The sequence below is a fragment of the Marinomonas arctica genome (genome assembly GCF_003259225.1).
GTDB classification, from domain to species: domain Bacteria; phylum Pseudomonadota; class Gammaproteobacteria; order Pseudomonadales; family Marinomonadaceae; genus Marinomonas; species Marinomonas arctica.
Map to the genome: position 1 here is coordinate 31,972 of NZ_QHJF01000028.1, position 19,434 is coordinate 51,405.

General features: G+C 45.8%; 18 protein-coding genes. 13 read left to right on the plus strand and 5 right to left on the minus strand.

Features of this window, described 5'->3' with window-relative positions:
* Nucleotides 1-65: 65 nt before the first annotated feature.
* Nucleotides 66-803, minus strand: coding sequence for a GntR family transcriptional regulator (locus tag DK187_RS15810; RefSeq protein ID WP_111608303.1), 738 nt, complete (start codon nt 801-803; stop codon nt 66-68).
* A gap of 240 nt (nt 804-1,043) precedes the next feature.
* On the opposite strand from DK187_RS15810, the gene DK187_RS15815 reads away from it, so the two are divergent.
* Nucleotides 1,044-2,114, plus strand: a complete 1,071-nt coding sequence (locus DK187_RS15815; RefSeq protein ID WP_111608304.1) for a TRAP transporter substrate-binding protein — start codon at nt 1,044-1,046, stop codon at nt 2,112-2,114.
* A 94-nt stretch (nt 2,115-2,208) separates the two neighbouring features.
* On the opposite strand, the gene DK187_RS15820 is transcribed toward DK187_RS15815, so the two are convergent.
* On the minus strand, nt 2,209-3,099 hold the full coding sequence (locus DK187_RS15820; RefSeq protein ID WP_111608305.1) for a LysR family transcriptional regulator: 891 nt from the start codon (nt 3,097-3,099) through the stop codon (nt 2,209-2,211).
* Nucleotides 3,100-3,202: 103 nt separating this feature from the next.
* Between DK187_RS15820 and DK187_RS15825 the strand changes: the two genes are divergently transcribed.
* The 12 genes from DK187_RS15825 (at nt 3,203) to DK187_RS15880 (ending at nt 15,730) form a co-directional block, all read left to right on the plus strand.
* Nucleotides 3,203-4,414 carry a Gfo/Idh/MocA family protein gene (locus tag DK187_RS15825; protein WP_111608306.1) on the plus strand — a complete coding sequence of 404 codons (1,212 nt, stop codon included), beginning with the start codon at nt 3,203-3,205 and terminating at the stop codon, nt 4,412-4,414.
* A 223-nt stretch (nt 4,415-4,637) separates the two neighbouring features.
* Nucleotides 4,638-5,687, plus strand: a complete 1,050-nt coding sequence (locus DK187_RS15830) for a type 2 periplasmic-binding domain-containing protein (RefSeq protein WP_111608307.1) — start codon at nt 4,638-4,640, stop codon at nt 5,685-5,687.
* 69 nt (nt 5,688-5,756) lie between these two features.
* Complete coding sequence (locus DK187_RS15835) at nt 5,757-6,194, plus strand: tripartite tricarboxylate transporter TctB family protein (protein WP_111608308.1); 438 nt, start codon at nt 5,757-5,759, stop codon at nt 6,192-6,194.
* 18 nt (nt 6,195-6,212) lie between these two features.
* Nucleotides 6,213-7,715: a tripartite tricarboxylate transporter permease gene (locus DK187_RS15840; RefSeq protein WP_111608309.1), complete on the plus strand. Its 1,503-nt coding sequence runs from the start codon at nt 6,213-6,215 to the stop codon at nt 7,713-7,715.
* Nucleotides 7,712-9,283 carry a galactarate dehydratase gene (gene garD / locus DK187_RS15845; RefSeq protein ID WP_111608310.1) on the plus strand — a complete coding sequence of 524 codons (1,572 nt, stop codon included), beginning with the start codon at nt 7,712-7,714 and terminating at the stop codon, nt 9,281-9,283. Before DK187_RS15840 ends, garD begins: the two co-directional genes overlap by 4 nt.
* A gap of 128 nt (nt 9,284-9,411) precedes the next feature.
* Nucleotides 9,412-10,323 carry a 5-dehydro-4-deoxyglucarate dehydratase gene (locus DK187_RS15850; protein ID WP_111608311.1) on the plus strand — a complete coding sequence of 304 codons (912 nt, stop codon included), beginning with the start codon at nt 9,412-9,414 and terminating at the stop codon, nt 10,321-10,323.
* 67 nt (nt 10,324-10,390) lie between these two features.
* Nucleotides 10,391-11,716, plus strand: a complete 1,326-nt coding sequence (locus DK187_RS15855) for an enolase C-terminal domain-like protein (protein ID WP_111608312.1) — start codon at nt 10,391-10,393, stop codon at nt 11,714-11,716.
* A gap of 68 nt (nt 11,717-11,784) precedes the next feature.
* Nucleotides 11,785-12,531, plus strand: a complete 747-nt coding sequence (locus DK187_RS15860; protein WP_223232287.1) for a FadR/GntR family transcriptional regulator — start codon at nt 11,785-11,787, stop codon at nt 12,529-12,531.
* Between the two features lie 56 nt (nt 12,532-12,587).
* A complete protein-coding gene (locus tag DK187_RS15865; protein ID WP_111608314.1) occupies nt 12,588-14,174 on the plus strand; it encodes an aldehyde dehydrogenase (NADP(+)) in 1,587 nt (528 codons plus the stop codon).
* An 89-nt stretch (nt 14,175-14,263) separates the two neighbouring features.
* Nucleotides 14,264-15,202 carry an AEC family transporter gene (locus DK187_RS15870; protein WP_111608315.1) on the plus strand — a complete coding sequence of 313 codons (939 nt, stop codon included), beginning with the start codon at nt 14,264-14,266 and terminating at the stop codon, nt 15,200-15,202.
* 22 nt (nt 15,203-15,224) lie between these two features.
* Nucleotides 15,225-15,509, plus strand: coding sequence for a hypothetical protein (locus tag DK187_RS15875; protein ID WP_111608316.1), 285 nt, complete (start codon nt 15,225-15,227; stop codon nt 15,507-15,509).
* 5 nt (nt 15,510-15,514) lie between these two features.
* Complete coding sequence (locus DK187_RS15880; RefSeq protein WP_111608317.1) at nt 15,515-15,730, plus strand: NAD(P)-dependent oxidoreductase; 216 nt, start codon at nt 15,515-15,517, stop codon at nt 15,728-15,730.
* A gap of 113 nt (nt 15,731-15,843) precedes the next feature.
* Here the strand turns inward: DK187_RS15880 and DK187_RS15885 are convergent, their stop codons facing one another.
* The 3 genes from DK187_RS15885 to DK187_RS15895 all read right to left on the minus strand — a co-directional run bounded on the left by DK187_RS15885 (nt 15,844) and on the right by DK187_RS15895 (nt 19,424).
* Nucleotides 15,844-17,115 (minus strand): glucarate dehydratase family protein, encoded by a 1,272-nt coding sequence (locus DK187_RS15885; RefSeq protein ID WP_111608318.1) that lies wholly within the window; start codon nt 17,113-17,115, stop codon nt 15,844-15,846.
* Nucleotides 17,116-17,207: 92 nt separating this feature from the next.
* Nucleotides 17,208-17,330: a dihydroxy-acid dehydratase gene (locus DK187_RS15890; protein WP_110574851.1), complete on the minus strand. Its 123-nt coding sequence runs from the start codon at nt 17,328-17,330 to the stop codon at nt 17,208-17,210.
* Nucleotides 17,331-17,345: 15 nt separating this feature from the next.
* Nucleotides 17,346-19,424, minus strand: a complete 2,079-nt coding sequence (locus DK187_RS15895) for a TRAP transporter large permease subunit (RefSeq protein ID WP_111608319.1) — start codon at nt 19,422-19,424, stop codon at nt 17,346-17,348.
* Between the last annotated feature and the right edge of the window lie 10 nt (nt 19,425-19,434).

Below are 19,434 nucleotides of genomic sequence, written 5' to 3' on the forward strand. Positions count from 1 at the left end.
CAAGTCAAAAAAGAGCGCTGGCTTTTGGCTCAGCGCGCTCTTTTAGTGTTTTCAGAAGCTGTGTATTAATTCAGTTCAACAAGATAATGCAGATCTTGGCTATTGGCTCGGCTGATTCTGTATTCCACAGTACGTCCGTCCAAGGCACGAGCCGTTCGTGTCACTTCTAACAAGGGCTCTCCTGCGGCTACGTTTAAGATGCTTTGGTCTTGCTCATCGGCCAGCACCGCTTTAAGTCTGTCTGTGGCTTTGTGGACAGTAATATTAAAATGCTGTTGATAGTAGTGATACAGGGAATGCGGCAGTTTTTCTTCTTTGTCTAAATCCATAAAGTAACGATGTGGCAGATAGATCAGTTCACGAATGGAGGCCGTGTTTTTAATGGATCGAACACGATGAATTTCGATGACTTTTTCGTCTGCAGCGATATTAAAAATGCTTCGTAGACGGTTGTCTGGTGTAATTAATCGTGTTTCGAGCAATTGTGCGTACGGTAATTCGGGAATATCGCCACTGTCACTCTTAAAATGAAAAAAGTGGAACATCATTTTTTGTAAGGTGTGTTCCGACACAAAAGTCCCCACGCCTTGGCGACGAAATAATACGTTGTCTTCGGTGAGTGCATTGAGCGCTTTTCGAACCGTTCCTTGACTGACACCCAGCAGGTCCGCCAGTTGAAACTCACTGGGTAAAATCTCACCGGGCTTCCAAACACCTTCAATAATTCTCTCTGTGATCAGCTCTTGGACTTGTTTGTACAGAGGTTTGAAGATCGGTGATGGCTGCGGTGCTTTGTCTGTCATGGCTTAACCTGCTGTGAGTTTATTGCTCTTAGAATACGCAAATGAAATAAAAAAATCTGTTCTTTTCTTGCACTTTGTGTCTTATATAAGATATAAAACAAGTTATAACAAGATAAGAGTGCATTTACTACCGATAATCGCGTTGATGATCAATGAATGTCCGATTGGCTTGTTTCGCCACTTAGGTGATTTAAGAATAAAAATACGTGATCCAAGAATAAAAAATACGGAGCCTTCGAAATGAAAAACACCGATTTACTCAAAAAGACCACTGCCGCTTTTGTTCCAACGCTTATGGCGGCGAGTTTGTCTCTTGCTGCTATACCTGCGCTTGCGGCAGATTATGAATTCAATATTGTTCATCTTTCTAATACCAGCGATGAAGATTACGACGGTGCTGTTGTTCTAAAAGACTATGTTGAAGCACAATCGAATGGTCGTATTCAGGTAAATATTTATTCCGGCGGTCAGTTATGTGGTAATCCAACAGAATGTATTGAAGCGTTACAAGCCAACCTCATTCAAGTCTTTAATACCACAACAGGAGGTTTAGCGAATGTCTTTCCAGAAATTCAAGCGCTTGATATTCCTTACATATTCCCAACAGATCGGGTTGCGGAATGTGCCTTAAACAATGAAATGCTAGTTGGGCCAATTCGTAAAGAACTATTGGATCGCACTGGTACCATGCGTTTAATGACGATTGGTAATACGGGCGGTTGGCGTAACTTCGCTACAACCAATAAATTGATTAAAACGCCAGCTGACGTAAAAGGGCTGAAGATCCGCACGATCAATTCCCCTATTCAAATGCAGCTTGTGAAAGCCATGGGTGGTAGCCCAACGGCCGTGCCTTGGCCAGAAGTGTATACCTCATTGGCAACTGGCTTGGTGGAAGGCACGAAAAACGGCATTACCGACATTATGGGCATGAAGTTTAACGAACACATTAAATACATGACCCTTGATGGACACGGTTATATGGCGTCTATGTGGTGGATGAATAATGACTCCTTGAAAGATATGCCAGAAGATCTTCAGCACATCATGATGGACGGTTTTGATGCTTTGCGTGAAGTGACAACCGTCATGCCAAAACGCCGTCAAATTGATGCCTATAATGAGTTTAAAGCATCTGGCGGTACGGTTTATGCGCCAACGGCTGAAGAAAAAGCGCAGTTCCAAGAAGCCGCGAAGCCTGTTCGTGATTGGTTCGTTAATGAATATGGCGCTAAGTGGGTAGAAGTAACCGAAAACGCAGTGAAGGCGTGTGAAGGGTCCATTAACGATACTTATAACGCGCAAAGTTAATATATTGCGACTCCGTCTATGCGAGAGTTTCCGTTGGCCAGTGCTTGCACTGGCTTTTTTTTGTCTGCTGTTTTTTAGGAATGTTCGAGCCTAATTATCTTGGTACTTGCGCTTGAAGATGAGTGATTAACCTTTCCATCAAGGGCGTTAGGCTGTTTTTGCGCCATACAAAGTGGATGGCGAGTTCTGGTAGTACGCCATCAATCGGGCGATAGGTTAAGCCTTCCCGCTGGTCGAATTGGGTGGATTCAGGCACAAGCGCCACACCGACGCCTGCGGCGACTAGGGTGCGAGTGGTTTGGGTCAATCGAGCAATTTGTACAATGTTGGGTTCTACTCCAGCCGCATGAAGAGAGTGCATAATCTGATCGTATAACGATGGGTGGGCTTGTCGAACAAAGGAGATAAACGGCAGCTGGTGCAAATCACTTAAAGGCACACTGTCTTTTTGCGCAAGAGGATGGTTGTCAGGTAAAGCGAGCAGGTGCTTTTGTATTTCATACTCTTGGTGTTCGAGATCTGTGATATCCATCAGTGGGTTAAGAAAGATCATGGCTAAGTCGATTTTTTCTGTTCTTAAAGCATCCAGGGCATGGGTCGTGGTCATTTCTTCTAGATTGAGTGTCACACCATGGTTGTTTTGTTTGAATTGCGCGATGCCCTTAGAAAAATGCGGAGTACCCGCTGCCCAAACAAAACCAAGTGATAGGTTACCTGCCGTACCGTTAGCCACACTGCGGACTTGTTCCTGGATTTTTTCCCAGTTCTGTAATAGCGCTCTGGCTTGAGGTAAAAACACTTCTCCGGCTGGTGTCAGCGACACTTTTTGGCTGCTGCGCTCAAACAGTACGGCACCAAGTTCATCTTCAATGGCTTTGATTTGTTGTGACAACGGCGGCTGTGCAATATGTAAGCGAGCCGCAGCGCGTCCAAAATGCAGCTCTTCCGCCACGGTAATAAAATAATTCAGTTTTCTAAAGCGCATGATATCTTTTTCATATTAAGCATGTGATTAACATATATTAGACATAATGATACGCTTTTCCTATCTTAGCCTGACAAAATAATTCTAAGTTAGGTGAGACACCATGAGCAGAGAAAAAATCGACGGACAGTTATTTAGTTATACCGGCCCAGCCTTTCATTACATCAATGAAGAAGAGCGTCACTTCTTTGCCAAAGAGCCGGCGCAGTTTCGTGTGAATCTGATTGGTTGCGGCATGATTGGTATGGAGCACATGCGTGTGGCGACTCGTGTTGGCCGTTCAGCTATTCATGGTGTGTTTGATCTCAATGAGCGCAGTGTGAAAGTAGCAAAAGAAGAATTTGCCAAAATTACCGATGAAGACTTTAAAGTCTACGACAGCCTAGAAGCGGCGTGTAATGATCCTGAAGTTGACGGCATTTTAATTTGTACGCCTAACTTTACGCATCTTGATGTGCTAAAAGTGGCGATCAAATCGGGCAAGCATATCTTCATGGAAAAGCCGATGGCGACTAAGTTAGAAGATGCCTACGAAATCACTAAAATGGCGAAAGAGTACGGCGCCGTTTTGCAAATCGGTTTGCAGTACCGCTATAAATCCATCTATGCTGAAGCGATCCACGAAGTACTAGAGCGCAAAGCGGTTGGTGAAGTGAAAATGATCAACATCATGGAACACCGTATCCCCTTCCTAGATAAAGTAAACCAATGGAACAAATTCTCTAAATTCTCTGGCGGAACGCTGGTGGAAAAATGCTGCCATTACTTTGATTTGATGAACCTGTTTGCTCAGTCTCGTCCGGTACGTGTTTATGCCAATGGTTCCCAGTCTACTAACTTCCGTGATTTCGAATTCAAGGGCGAAAAATCTGACATTCTGGACAGCGCTTTCGTAACGGTTGAATACGCCAATGGCGTTCGTGCTGGCTTTAATCTTTGCATGTTTGCGCCTATGTTCCATGAAGAGTTGTTGGTGTGTGGTGATGAAGGTCGAGTGAAAGCCGCTGAGATTGAAGACTTCAGCGAAAACGCACGTTTGCGTACCGAAATGGAAGTTTTCTGTGGTCAGAATCGCCCCTCTAAAACCTCACAGCCGGGCTACCCAAAATTGATCGAAGCCTCTGGTCATAACGGTGCAACTTGGTTCGAGCACATTGCATTTGCCGATCAAATGGCAGGCAAAAAAACCAACAGCGCAACAGTCGAAGAAGGCTTCTGGTCTGTTGTGGTGGGTTGTGCTGCGGAAGAATCGGTAAAAACAGGCAAGATTATCGACGTGGCTGAACTGCTTAAATCCAAAGGGATTGAGCTGTAATAAATGACATAAGGCCAAAACTAGAGCTCAAGTTTGTTTAGCAAACTTGAGCTTTTTTTTTGCGTTGTGCCAAATGAAACTAAATACTTGGATGTTTACAGGAGGATAAAAAAATTCAATTCTGAGTTGAAATGTTAGTTGTATGATGTATGATGTTTTTTAGCTCCTTCATGGGGTCATAAAAATACCTCCTAACTACAAAAACAACGATAGGAATACGGTTATGAAAAAATTATTTCAGAGCTCTAGCCTTGTATTGATGGCAGCTTGTGCCTTAGCTCCGGCAGCGACTTACGCGGCTGAGAACCCAATTCGAGGTAATATTCGTGTGGTGATTGGCTCTACATCTACGGGTGGTGATACTTATCAGGCAGCGGCTATTATTACTGAAGCGTTAGCCAAGAAAATCGATACAAATATTAAGGTCGATGCGGTTGGTTTTTCAGCCGGTTATCAGGCGCTTGAGCGAGTGCCAAGCGGCAATACCTTGATGATTTTTCATGACCAAGCCTATCTTGGTTATCTATATGGACAAAAAGGTTACGAAGATCCGTTTGCAAAATGGAATATTGGGCCGTCTTTTGCCATCAACCCCGGTAACGGCTACTTGGTTTCAAAAAAATCGCCATACAAAAACATGGATGAAATTCTAAACGCGGCAGGCAACGGCAAAACTGTGCGAGTTGCCATTCAGCCAGGTGGCGTCTCTGAAATCGGTTATACCGCAATGAAAAACGCGGTGCGTTTGGCTTATCCTGGTCAAGAAGACAATTTGGTGGCGCTGAACACAGGTTCTCAGTCTGACAAAAACCAAGCGTTGTTTGATGGTCTAGCCGATGTCATTAATGGCAGTGTGCAAGCAAACGAACAGTACACTCGTTTACCAGCAGACGATCAAAAAGCCATGGATTTTGTCTGGTTAACGGCAAAGGCGTCGACGATTGGTCAAGCCAATCCTAATGGCATGGGGGAAACTTCTCGTGATCAGTTAATGCAATATGCGTCTGGTCTTGGGGTAAATATTCCCATGGATGCCGATAACGATTTTACCTTCGATAAAGAGTTTTTCTTTTTATATAACAAACGTATGTCGCCTGAAGCTATCAAGTTTTTAGATAATGCCTTGGCTGAAGTGTTTGCCGATGGTGAAGTGCAAGAAACCCTCAAAAAGTCTTTTTTCATCCCAAACTTCCGAACCTCTGCTGAAGCTCAGCAGCACTTAAAAGCGAAAAGTGACAGCTACGCGAAGATTATTAATAGTTTGCACAAATAATCTTCTTAGATTGGCGTCGTAGGTATTGCGTGCCTGTGACGCCATGGTATCTCGCGTGTGAGGGTCAATATGTTTGATTGGTTTATATCGTTGAATTCCGTGACGATCGATTTTGATACGTCTCATCAGTTCTTTCCTCGAATTATCATTACGCTGTTGCTGGTGTTAGGGAGCTTGATTCTTCTTGCTAACATTCGTCCTGTCTGGCGAGCAATGCGTTCTGGTCGTTATCAGTTTTTTGTGCGTAATGCGGATTTCTTCCGCTTGCTGGTAACCCTAGTGCTGATTCCTGTGTATTTCTGGTCGATGGATGCGATAGGCGAAGAGCTGCCCAATATGGGATTGGGCTTTTTGCTGGCGTCGATTCCTTTTGTGTTTCTGATGTCGATGCTTTATTGCCATGAAAGAACTCGCCGGAATGTCACCATCATTACTGCCAATGCTGTGATTGCGCCTACTGTCGTATGGGGCGTGCTTTACCATCTTTTCCTTGTGTCTATGCCTTAGCTATCAGGAGTAAATGTTATGGAGTTTTTAGAATTACTCTCGCCGGCTTTTTTCTTGTTAGCCGCCGCAGGGGCGATTATTGGTATTGTTTTTGGGGCTATCCCTGGAATGACCGCAACCATGGCGGTCGCGGTTTGCTTACCATTGACCTATACATTGGGGCTGCAAGAAGGCTTGGCTTTGTTGCTAGGTTTGTATGTTGGTGGTATTTCGGGAGGTTTGGTGCCTGCCATATTGCTCAATATCCCAGGAACCCCTTCGTCTATTACAACGACCTTTGATGGCTACCCAATGGCGCAGCGAGGAGAAGCTGAACGCGCCTTAAAAATATGCATTGTGGCGTCTTTGGTCGGCGGTGTTTTTAGTGCCTTGGTGTTGTTTTTCTTTGCGCCAGTGTTGGCGGATTTTGCCATTAAGTTTTCCTATGTTGAAAAATTCTTAATGATTTTCTTTGCTCTGACAGTGATTGCTTCTTTATCGAAGAATATTGTCATGGGGGTGTTTAGCGGTTTATTGGGGGTCTTGCTCAGTTTAATTGGCTCCTACGATGTGTCTGATGGTGGTAATGGTGAGTATCGATTGATGCTGCCGTTTATGGAGCCTTACCTTGCCTTCGGATTTTCCTTGTTGCCTGTCCTGATCGGTTTGTTTGGAATATCGACCATCATAGAAGAAGCGGAAAAGGGGGCAAAAGAGTCGTCCCAGGAAGATAAAGTGAATTTAACAAAAGGTAAGCCATTTCGCTTCTCTGTTTTCAAAGGGCAAGTGGGCAATTTATTGCGTTCTTCATCGATTGGTACCTTTATTGGGATGTTGCCGGGCATAGGGGGCAGTGCAGCATCGATTTTGGCCTATACCCAACAAAAAAATCTCTCCAAGCAGCCGCACAAAATGGGCACCGGTGAGCCAGAAGGATTGGTGGCGTCAGAGTCTGCCAATAACGGTTTGACGGGGGGCGCTTTAATTCCGTTACTGTCTCTAGGGATTCCAGGTGACAGTACCACGGCCGTATTGATCGGTGCGTTTACCTTGCAAGGGTTGCAAGTCGGTCCTTTGTTCATCGGGGAAAACATCGACACATGGTATTCCATGATAACGGCCTTGATGTTTGCCAATGTGGTGATGTTTGTGGTGATGTTTTATGCCATTCGCTACATCGCTAAGGTGGTGTTGATCCCTAAGTTTATCCTTTATCCCATCATAGTAATGATGTGTACCGTCGGAGCGTACGCCATTAATTACGGCATTATGTTCGATGTCTGGACCTTGTTTATTTTTGGTGTGGCGGGTTGGATTTTTACCAAGATTGGCATTGAAGTAGCGCCGTTGGTGATTGGTTTTATTTTGGGTGGCAGTGCGGAAGTGTACTTTGTGAAGAGTTTAGAGTCCTACGGAGAATACACCGTATTGTTTACTAAAAGCCCGATTGCCATGGTGCTTTGGGGATTGATTGTCTTGTCTATTGTTGTCTCATTCATGATACATAAAAAAAGCAAGCAGCATTCAGGGGAGAGTAAATGAGTTCATCTTATGTGTTAATTAAAATTCATGACAATGACAATGTTGCGATCATCTTGAATCAAGGTGGTGCGCCAGTGGGTGCCGAGTTAGATAATGGGTTGGTGCTAAAAGAGGCGGTACCACAAGGTCACAAAGTGTCTTTGCAGGTAATAAAAGTAGGCGAAAAGATCATTCGGTATAACGAAGTGATTGGTTATGCGGATAAAGATTTGGACGCTGGATGCTGGGTGTCTGAGCAGGTGGTGCGGATGCCGACGCCACCAAACCTTGACGAGTTGCCGTTGGCGACTCGAGAAAAGCCTAAATTTGAACCATTAGAGGGTTATACCTTTAACGGTTATAAAAATGCCGATGGTTCTGCTGGCACAAAAAACCTTTTGGGTATCAGCACCAGTGTGCAGTGTGTGGCCGGTATCACAGACTATGTGGTCAAGCTGATCAAGCAGACTTTGCTGCCAAAATACCCGAATGTGGATGGTGTGGTGGCACTGAACCATTCCTATGGTTGTGGTGTGGCGATCAATGCTCCGGGCGCGATCGTGCCAATTCGGACGTTACAAAATATGGCGAAGAACCCCAATTTTGGTGGTGAAATCATGGTGATTGGTTTGGGCTGTGAAAAACTACAGCCTCATCGTTTGCTTGAGATTGATGATTCGCAAGCGGTGAATATTCTGCCTAATTCTGCGGCGGCGAAACGACTTGAAGACAGCATCGTGAGTTTGCAAGACGAATCACATCACGGCTTTCAAGATATGGTCGACCATATTATGGAGATGGCCGAAGAGCATCTTAAACGCTTAAATTTACGTCGTCGTGAGCCTTGTCCTATTTCTGAGTTGGTTGTTGGGATGCAGTGCGGTGGCAGTGATGCGTTTTCTGGCATTACTGCAAACCCTGCTGTGGGTTATGCCTCGGATCTGATTGTGCGTGCGGGTGGGTCGGTGATGTTTTCAGAAGTCACCGAAGTACGTGACGCGATTCATTTGTTAACCCCAAGAGCCGAAACCGTCGAAGTAGGCAAAGCCTTGCTGCGTGAAATGCAGTGGTACGACGATTACCTCAATCAGGGGCAAGCGGACCGCAGTGCGAACACCACGCCGGGTAATAAAAAAGGCGGGTTAAATAATATTGTAGAGAAGTCCTTAGGATCGATTACCAAGTCTGGTAATAGCCCAATTGTGGATGTGTTAAGCCCTGGAGAACGTATCCGTAAACGTGGTTTGAACTTCGCGGCGACACCCGCCAGTGACTTTATATGCGGCACGCTTCAGTTTGCCTCTGGTATGAATGTGCAAGTTTTTACTACAGGGCGAGGAACACCTTACGGCTTAGAAGTGGCGCCTGTGATTAAAGTGTCGACCAATAGTTCATTAGGGAATCGCTGGCATGATTTGATCGACATGGATGCTGGGCGCATGGCAACCAAGGAAATCACGTTAGAAGAAGCGGGCTGGGAGTTGTTTCATCTGATATTGGATGTGGCAAGCGGACGCAAACAGGTGGCGGCTGACCGTTTAGGATTGCATAACGATCTTGTGCTGTTTAACCCAGCCCCTGTGACTTAAGCCGATACTATTATAAAAGCAAATTTGGCTTGTAATTCGTCTTTTTAGTTGTATGATGTATTACAAGTTATGTCAGAAATCTTCCGAACTAAGGAAGGTGTTATTAATATAATAAAGAGGAAAAAAGCATGGCTTTTTCGGTTGAACAAATGAGATCAGCATTGAGCGACGGACTGTTGTCCTTTCCAGTAACGGATTTTGATGCGAATGGTAAATTTAACGCAGAGACATTCCGTCAACGCCTAGAGTCTTTTATCAAACATGGCGTGTCTTCTATTTTTGTGGCGGGTGGTACGGGGGAGTTCTTTTCTCTCGACGAAGACGACTATCGTCAAATTGTTGAGCTGTCTGTTGCGACCGTAAAAGGCCGTGTTCCAGTTATTGCATCGGCGGGCCGCAGCGTTTCTGATGCTAAGAAGTTTGTAGCGATTGCCGATGAAGCTGGCTGTGACGGTATTTTGTTGATGCCTCCTTTTCTAACAGAATGCCCTGAAGACGGTATTGTTGAGTACGCTAGCCAAATCATGGCCTCTAGCAAAACACATTTTATTTATTACAACCGTGGTAATGGCATTCTGACCGCTGAAAGTGTGAAAGCCTTGGCGGCAGCGAACCCCAATATGGTGGCGCTAAAAGATGGCGTGGGTAACATCGCGGCATTGAACGATACGATTAAAACCGTCGGTGATCGTTTGGTGTACATAGGTGGTGTACCAACGGCGGAAATTTTCGCTGAAGCCTATTTGTCGATTGGCGTGAATACTTATTCTTCTGCGGTCTTTAACTTTATGCCAGAAATGGCCAACAAGTTCTACAAAGCGCTGCGTGCAGGAGATCAGGCGGTGGTGACGGCAATCATTAAAGATTTCTTTATCCCATTCTGCCGTTTGCGTGATCGCAAAAAAGGCTATGCCGTGAGCCTAATTAAAGCGGGCACCACCTTGATGGGTCACACGGCTGGTAATGTGCGTGCACCACTCACTATGCCGACAGCAGGTGAAGTGGCGGAGTTAGAAGCAATTATTAAGAAAAACTCTTGATACCTTAGAGAAGGTTAGGTCGGATAGCCTCACCTTCTCATTTTTTTACAAGGCAGAGATTCGCATTATGTTTACAACAATAAAAAAGATGCAGGTAATACCCGTTGCTGGCTACGATAGTTTTTTACTGAATCTAAGTGGCGGACATGCACCTTGGTTTATTCGTACAGTGGTGGTACTGGAAGATAACGACGGCAATATCGGCTTAGGTGAAGTGCCAGCGACGGATAAAATTATTTCTACACTTGAAGAGTGCCGCGTGCTGGTTGAAGGCAAAAACGTAGGTAAGTGGAAAAGTATTATCAGCGATGTGCGCAGCGCGACATCCGGTAAAGCGGATGATGTTCGCGGTAATCAAACCTTCGATTTAAGAACCGCAGTGCATGTCATTACGGCGATTGAATCGGCACTACTCGATTTGGCAGGCCAGAATATGGGCTTACCTGTTGTTGATTTACTGGGTCAATATGGCAAGCAGCGTGACGAAGTCGAAGCATTAGGTTACTTGTTTTTCCTTGGCGACCGCACCAAAACAAATTTGCCTTACCCAACCTATGATAACCCAGTAGATGATTGGGATCGGGTTCGTGGTCTAGAAGCCGTCACACCAGAATCCATTGCGACATTGGCGAAAGCCGCTTATGCACGATACGGTTTCAAAGATTTTAAATTAAAAGGCGGCGTCTTGGACGGTCATCAAGAAGCCGAATGTATTGCGGCTTTGTACGAGGCTTTTCCAGATGCGCGTTTAACGCTGGATCCAAATGGCGCGTGGACGCTGGATCAAGCGGTTGAATACTTGACGCCAGTGAAGCATATGTTGAGTTACGCAGAAGACCCTTGTGGTCAAGAAGGCGCGTGGTCTGGCCGCGAAACCATGTCGGAATTCAAACGTAGAACAGGTCTGAAAACCGCGACAAATATGATTGCGACGGATTGGAAGCAGCTGAAAAACGCTGTGCGTCTTGATTCGGTTGATATTCCACTTGCCGACTGTCATTTCTGGACCATGCAAGGTGCGGTTGCCGTGGGCGAACTCTGCAATGAGTGGGGCATGACATGGGGTTCTCACAGTAATAACCATTTTGATATTTCGCTCGCAATGATGACGCATGTTGCGGCCGCTTGCCCCGGTGAAGTGACCGCGATTGATACTCATTGGATTTGGCAAGATGGTCAACGAGTGACAAAAGCACCGTTAACAATCCGTGGCGGTAAAATTACTGTGCCAACGAAACCGGGCTTAGGCATTGAATTGGATCGTGAAAAGCTGATGGAAGCCCATGCGCTGTATAAAACGCTTACCCTAGGTCAGCGTGATGACAGCTTGGCGATGCAGTTCTTGATTCCTGGCTGGACGTTTAATGCCAAAAAACCAGCGCTTGTTAGATAAGTGGCACTGGGGTAATGTTCTGGGTTTTAGAATAAACGGCGCAATAAGATATGGATAGGGTGAAAACAGTGGCTAAATCACTACAAATAGAACGAGTAGGCAAAGGCGATAGCTTGGCAAGCAATGTTGCAAAACAGCTTGAAAAGCAAATTTCGGCTGGGCACATTTCTGTGGGAGATAAATTGCCGACAGAAAATGCGTTATGCGATCTATTTGGCGTGAGTCGAACTGTTATTCGAGAAGCCATCACTCAGCTGAAATCGTTAGGCTTGGTGGAGACAAAACGCGGTGTGGGTACGACTGTGATTCGTGCTCAATCAAGCGAGACCTTATTTGCTTATCGAATCGATCCTACGGCGATTGCCGATATTCTACATATCTTAGAAATGCGCTTGAGCGTGGAAACAACGGCTTGTGAATTGGCGGCGTTGCGTCGTTCAGACGAAGACGTTGCCATCCTTGAGAAGCATTTCAATGAGTTTGACGAGGCATTAAGCCGTGGCGAATTGGCCAGAAAAGAAGATTACGCTTTTCATTTGGCGATTTGCACCGCGACTCGTAACCCTTTCCTTAAACAGTTTTATGAGCAGTTTAATAAGAACGTTATCCCCAGAGCAAAATTAATAAACACAAACTTGAAGCAGGTGGCGACAGACGAATATTTGCGCCGCATTCGATCAGAGCATCTTGAAATACTCACTTGCATCAAAAACCAAGATGCAGAAGGTGCAAAGCAGGCCATGCATAATCATTTGTATCGTGCCTACCATCTGTACGAACGCTACCAGAGCGATAACAAGTTTGATCTAGAATAACGTATTAAAAGTGAGTTTGGCTCACTTTTAATTTTCGATAAAACTGAGGGGGAAACATGGATACGAAAGGGCTTCTTAAAGGCACTTTATTGGTAGCCGGTAACGATATTACGGGGACTCAACCAGCCATTCACGCAATTAATCCTGCTACTAACGAAACGCTAGAGCCTGCGTATCATGGCGGTACCAAAGCGGACGTTGAGCAAGCTGTCAGTGCGGCATGGCGAGCATTTGATGCCTATCGATCCATCAGTACAGAAAAACGTGCGGCTTTTTTAGAATGCATTGCCGATGAAATTCTAGCGCTCGGTGATGTGTTGGTAGAGCGTGCTATGGCGGAATCGGGTTTGCCCAAAGCGCGTATCGAAGGTGAGCGTGGCCGCACTATGGGTCAATTACGTTTGTTTGCAGGCGTGGTTCGTTTGGGCAAAGCGACCGATGCTCGCATTGATCCTGCTATGCCAGATCGCACGCCATTGCCTCGTTCTGATTTGCGTTTCCAAAAAATTGCCTTAGGTCCAGTGGCGGTTTTTGGTGCAAGTAACTTCCCGTTGGCTTTCTCTGTTGCGGGTGGCGATACCGCGTCGGCATTGGCGGCGGGCTGTCCGGTTGTTGTAAAAGCACATTCTGCTCATCCTGGTACGTCTGAACTGGTGGGTCGTGCTGTTACGGCTGCGGTGAAAAAGTGCGGTCTGCCTGCTGGTGTGTTTTCTCTCTTGTATGGTTCTGGTCGTGAAATCGGCAGTGCTTTAGTGGCGCACTCTTCGATTAAAGCCGTGGGTTTTACAGGGTCTCGTAGTGGCGGTGTCGCACTGATGAACATCGCGGCAAATCGCCCGGAGCCTATTCCTGTTTATGCCGAAATGAGCAGTATTAACCCTGTCTTTATCATGCCGAATAAATTGACGAATGACGCTCCAGCTGTTGCAAAGGGTTTTGTTGCTTCACTTGCCATGGGCGCAGGCCAATTCTGTACAAACCCAGGCATGGTTGTGCTGTTGAAAGGCGAAGCGGCGGATCGCTTTAAAGCAACGGTTGCCAGCGAAGTGCAAGCTTTGGGTACGCAAACCATGTTAACACCGGGTATTTACCAAGCGTATTGTGACGGTGTTGAGAAGCTGAATAATAATTCAGCAACACAACTTTTGGCGAAAGGTAATGACAGTGATCAACCAAACCAGTGTTGTCCACATGTGTTTGCTACCAGTGCGAAAGCTTTCTTGGCTGATGCGTCGATGGAAGACGAAGTATTTGGTTCAACGTCTTTGATCATCGAATGCGATACTTTAGAAGAATATAAAGTGGTGGCTGAGCACTTAGAAGGTCAGTTGACCGCCACGGTGCAAATGTCAGATGCGGATGTGGAAGCCGTTCGAGCTTTGTTACCAACGTTAGAGCGTAAAGTCGGTCGCATCCTATGCAATGGCTACCCAACTGGCGTCGAAGTGTGTCATTCCATGGTACATGGCGGTCCTTTCCCTGCGACATCCGATAGTCGTTCAACGTCTGTTGGTAGTGCGGCGATTGATCGCTTCCTACGACCAGTGTGTTACCAAGACTTTCCTAGCTCATTGATTCCAGACGCTATTCAAGATAAGAATCCTTTGAATGTGCCGCAATTGGTGGATGGAAAGTTTAACTAAGTCACACTTATTAAGCTCCAATTCTTGCTATTTCAAGGGGTACTTCGGTGCCCCTTTTTATTTGTTGCTGTGCTATTTGGGAGAGATCGATGGAAGTGACTGCTTTTATGGCTATTTTGGATGTGTCCATCCCCGTTTTATTACTGATAGTGGTCGGGGCTTTTCTGCGTAATCGAGGCGTCATTGATGACAGCTTTGTAGCTTCTGGCTCGCGTTTTGTCTTTGCAGTCGGCATGCCTACGCTACTCTTTTTTAGCATGCTTGGGGCGAGTCCGAGTAATTTAATGTCATGGCAAATGCCGCTTTTTTTTGCGGTAGGTATACTGCTTACCTTTGGTTTCGCATGGTGGTTGTCAGGCCGTGTGAAGGTGTCAGAACACGAGCGTGGCATCTTTATCCAAATAGCCTTTCGAGGTAATACCGGTGTTTTTAGTTTGGCTCTTGTGGTCAACATGTTTGGTGACGAAGGCGTCGTAATAGGCGGTGTTTTGGCCAGTATCACCTCTGTGATGTTTAACGTGTTGGCAGAAATTGCGTTATCTCGATTTCAAAAAGACCATACTATTAGCCATAAAGCACTGCTTGGCACTATTATGCGCAACCCAATGATTATTGGTGTGGTGGCTGGCATTATCGTGAATTTCATCGGCTTACCGATTCCGAGCCAAGTGGTTACCACAGGTAAATATCTAGGTAGTGTGACACTGCCCTTGGCGTTGTTATGTATTGGCGGCTCGTTGGCTACCAGTCGCTTTATTTTGCCGTGCCGTATTTCGTTAGCGATTGCCGTGAAAGTTTTTCTTAGCCCCGTGATTTTAACTTGCTTAGCTGCGTTACTAGGCTTTTCAGAACACGAGCAGCTGTATCTTTTCTTATTCTTTGGAGCACCCGTTGCGGCGTCAGCCTACGTCGTTTCTGTGGCGCATGGCAGTAACGGCAAAGTAACGGCTAATGCCATTGCTACATCTACCTTAGTTGGCTCGCTGGTGATCGTATTTGTCACGCCAGTGCTGCTTGCGATACTTTAAACGGATAGAAGGAAATTATTACATGAGTAAAATCGATGTATTAGTCGTTTGGCCAAACAGGCCAGAGCAAATGCAAATACTGGCAGATACTTATGAATTGCATCGTTACGACCAGGCTTCTGTGGAAGAAAAAGCCGCCATGATCGATGCTGTCGGCGACAAGATACGTGCGGTGGCAAAAGACGTGGATGTTTTGGCGCCGGTCATTCCCGGTGGTCCAGCGACAGAAGGCTTAATTAGCCGTGAGGTTTTGAGCGCGTTGGGTGAAAACAGCTACTTTATCAATGTTTTGATGAAAAAGCGTTAGTTGACTTGCTTGAACAGCGCGCGATCAAAGGTGCGGGTTTGGATGTATTTGTGGACGAACCTAATGTTCCTAAAGCACTATTGTATATGGATCACGTGGTTTTGCAGTCTCACTGTGCCAGCGGCACTTATGAAACGCGTGCTGCAATGGCGCAATTGGTAGTGGATAATCTCGCTGCATATTTTGCAGATAAAGCACTGCTTACTCCTGTTATTTATTGATTTCCTAGATAGAAAAGCTCGAATTTCCAGTGGAAAATTCGAGCAAACTAGGACATAACTCTTGCCTTAACGATGATCCTCTAAGTAAATAAGACCTTAGAGGATCATCCTCTTTAGAAACGTGGTACGGTCCCTTTCCAGTCTGGTTGGTACTTACGCATTTCTGAAACGTCATCACGGGCACGAATACCACAGTTTTCGTAGTTTTTAGCTAGCACTGCCAAGGCATCTCGGTCCAATTCCACACCTAAGCCCGGTTTATCAGGGACCACGACAGCACCATTTTTGAATGGGATCTTACCGCCGACAATGACTTCCTCTTCTTGCCAAGGGTAATGTGTGTCACAAGCGTACGTTAGGTTATCAATCGCTGCGGCTGCGTGAGTCATGGCCATTAAGCTGATGCCTAAGTGAGAGTTGGAGTGCATCGATAAGCCGATATCCCATGTTTTGCACAGTTGTGCCAGTTCTTGTGTGGCTCTTAGGCCGCCCCAGTAATGGTGATCCGACAAAATGACTTGCACCGAATCCAGCTCGATGGCCTTTGGAATGTCAAAGAATCCAATGACATACATATTGGTCGCTAATGGAATGTCGGTCATGGCGCTTACTTGTCCCATGGCTTCTTGGCCGTGGGCAGGGTCTTCTAAATATTGCAGTAGTCCATTGCCAAATTTGTCTAATAAGCGCTTGGTGGTTTCAACCGTCCAGCCACCGTTTGGGTCAATACGCAGCGGTACATCTGGGAAGGCTTCACGCAGTGCTTCCAGAGCTTCGATCTCTTTTTCTGGCTCGAACACGCCTGCTTTTAGTTTGATCGATTGGAAGCCGTATTGATCAATCATCTTTTTCGCTTGCGCAACGATTTGCTCTGGTGTTATCGCTTCGCCCCAAGTATCTACCCATGGATCATTGGTAAAGCCATGGCGTTCAAACTTGTAGAATAAATATGCACTGTAGGCGACTTCATTGCGTACTTTGCCGCCTAATAAATCACACACAGGACGGTCTGTAATCTTGCCCATCAGGTCTAAGCAAGCCACTTCGAAGGCAGAAAAAATGCGTGGCACTGTAGTTGCACCCAATGTACCTGGGGCGATGTCTAGCCCTGAATTTGGATCGGGTAGAGTGACAACGGATTCAATTTTGTTTCGGATCGCATTGACATTGAAAACATCCATACCCAAAAGATGTGGCGCGACTTGGCGCAATTGGCTGATTGTCTGTTCGTCGCCATAACTTTCGCCTAAACCGTAATTACCGTCTTCGGTTTTTATTTCAATAATGGTGCGCAAGGCCCAAGCTTCATGAACGCCATAAACATTGAGTAGTGGAGGATCGCGGAACGCAATAGGCGTAATTTCAATTTGTTTAATACGTGACATACAGTTATCTCCTGAGAAAAGGGAGTCTTATCGATGGCTTTTTGCCATCAATAAGAAGGTTAAAAAATGTAAATGGTTAATATCCTAAAGCGCTAGGCAAAACCTGCGGCTAGAGCAAACATACAGACGATTAGAATGGTGGCAACAATGCCCCCCGCAATCCAAGGTGCAACGCCATAACGGTCAATTTCAGACTGATTATCGTGACCAATCATAAAGATTCTCCTAGGTTAATTTCCGAGTGCTTCGGGAAGCCAAAGGGCGATTTGAGGGAAGCTCATAACGAGAATCAACCCGACAACTTGTAAGCCGATAAATGGCAATACAGAGATAAAAATTTCTTGTAGGGAAATGTCTTTTGGTGCGACTGATTTGAGCCAAAAACAGGCAGGACCAAACGGTGGTGATAAGAAGTAAATCTGAATGTTGAGAACAAACAGAATACCAAACCAGACTTTTGCTTGATCTGGTGTCAGTCCAAGTTCAGGTGCTAGAGTCATAACAACAGGAGCAAAAACAGGAACCGTAATTAGAACGATGGCGATCCATTCCATAAAAGTACCTAAGATCACCAAAATCAGCATCATTACCAAGATCACGCCAATAGCTGGAATGCCAAGGTTCATAAAGAGTGAGCGCATAAAGTCCGCTCCACCGATTAAGTTAAAGATACCGACAAAAGATACGGACCCCAGTACTAACCAAATGATGGTACCCACTGTTGCCATAGAACCTACTAAAGATGCCTTCAGCATGGCCCATTTAAACTCGTGACGTACTGCAGAAACAATCATGGCACCCAAGGCGCCCACTGCCGCCGCTTCGGTAACCGAAGCAATACCGCCATAGATGGACCCCATTACACAGCCGATTAGCATAATGCTCAAGAATACTGCGCTCAGACGCGATTTTGATAGCTTGCGCTCTTCGCCTGTTAGCTCGGCCACTTCTTTCGCCGTTGGTGCTAATTTAGGGTTAATGTGTACACGAATCAAAACATACAAAGCATAAAATATGGCTAGCATAAGACCAGGAACAGCACCAGCCATGAAAAGGTCGCCAATGGCGACTTCTGCAGATAGGCCGTAGACGATCATGATGATGGAAGGTGGAATCAACGTGGCTAAGGCGCCTGCCGCACAAATCAGACCTATGGTCATTTTTCGATCATAGCCTAAACGGAGCATTTGCGGCAAGGCGACTAGCCCAAGCATCACTATTTCGCCACCCATTACACCAGACATCGCCGCGAGAATGACTGCAACAACAACGGTTTGTACCGCTACGCCGCCACGAAGGTTGCCTGCGAATACTGACATGGCATCAAACAAATCTTCTGCGATACCTGATTTTTCTAAGATCGTTGCCATTAATACGAAGAAGGGAATGGCAATAAGAGTGTAGTGATCAAGCAATGTTGCGGTGTTGGCGGATACTAGATATAAGCCACGAGGGCCAAAAAAGGCAATCGCCATGACGACAGAAACGATCAAGGTCACTATACCTAGCGGCATACCTGTCATCATCAAAGACACCAGCATCGTGACCATGATTAAGGATATTACCCCTAAACTGTATGAGCGCATGTTTAGTGCGGTGCTTGGATCTAGACTTTGACCAACCGCTGAAAAGTAGCCACTTACACCGTCGAAAATTGATCCAGGCCCAGAAATATAAGCCAGTACACCATTAATAAAGTATAAAGCCATAAATAGACCGATTAACTTTACGATGGTTTTGGCCCATCTACTATTTACATGACGCCAAAGGTTAACGGTTAGCTGAGCGAGGTACATAAACCCACCCAGCATCAATAAGGTTTTTAATACCATCGGCATGGGCGAGTTAAACGCACTGCCAGTCCGCTCTATATGGTCTATTGCCATGTAAGCGCGCATGGATGCATCAGATAGCAGCAGGAATAGCGCAACAATACCAATGCAGGATGCAAATAGGTCAAGACGCCATTGGGCTTTAGGAGAAGCGATATTATGAATCACTGTAATACCAATATGGCGATTCTTTAGTGTTATGTAACCCGCAGAAAGCATCCATGTGGCGGCACACAGCACCATCACTACTTCAAATGCCCATTGTGTTGGCGAATTAAACACATAGCGGGCAACGACTTCCCATAAAGTCGCACCGGCAGCGACAAGGTAAAGCAGTGAAACCCCAATGCCTGAAAAGTGGCTAAAGTGATCTATGGGAGTGTATTCGAATTCTTCATGCTGCTGTGCATGCTCAATCGGGTTGTCGTCGGCAATTTCGACAATGTCATCAGTATTGAGGCTTTGAGTTTTGGTCATAGTGTTCACC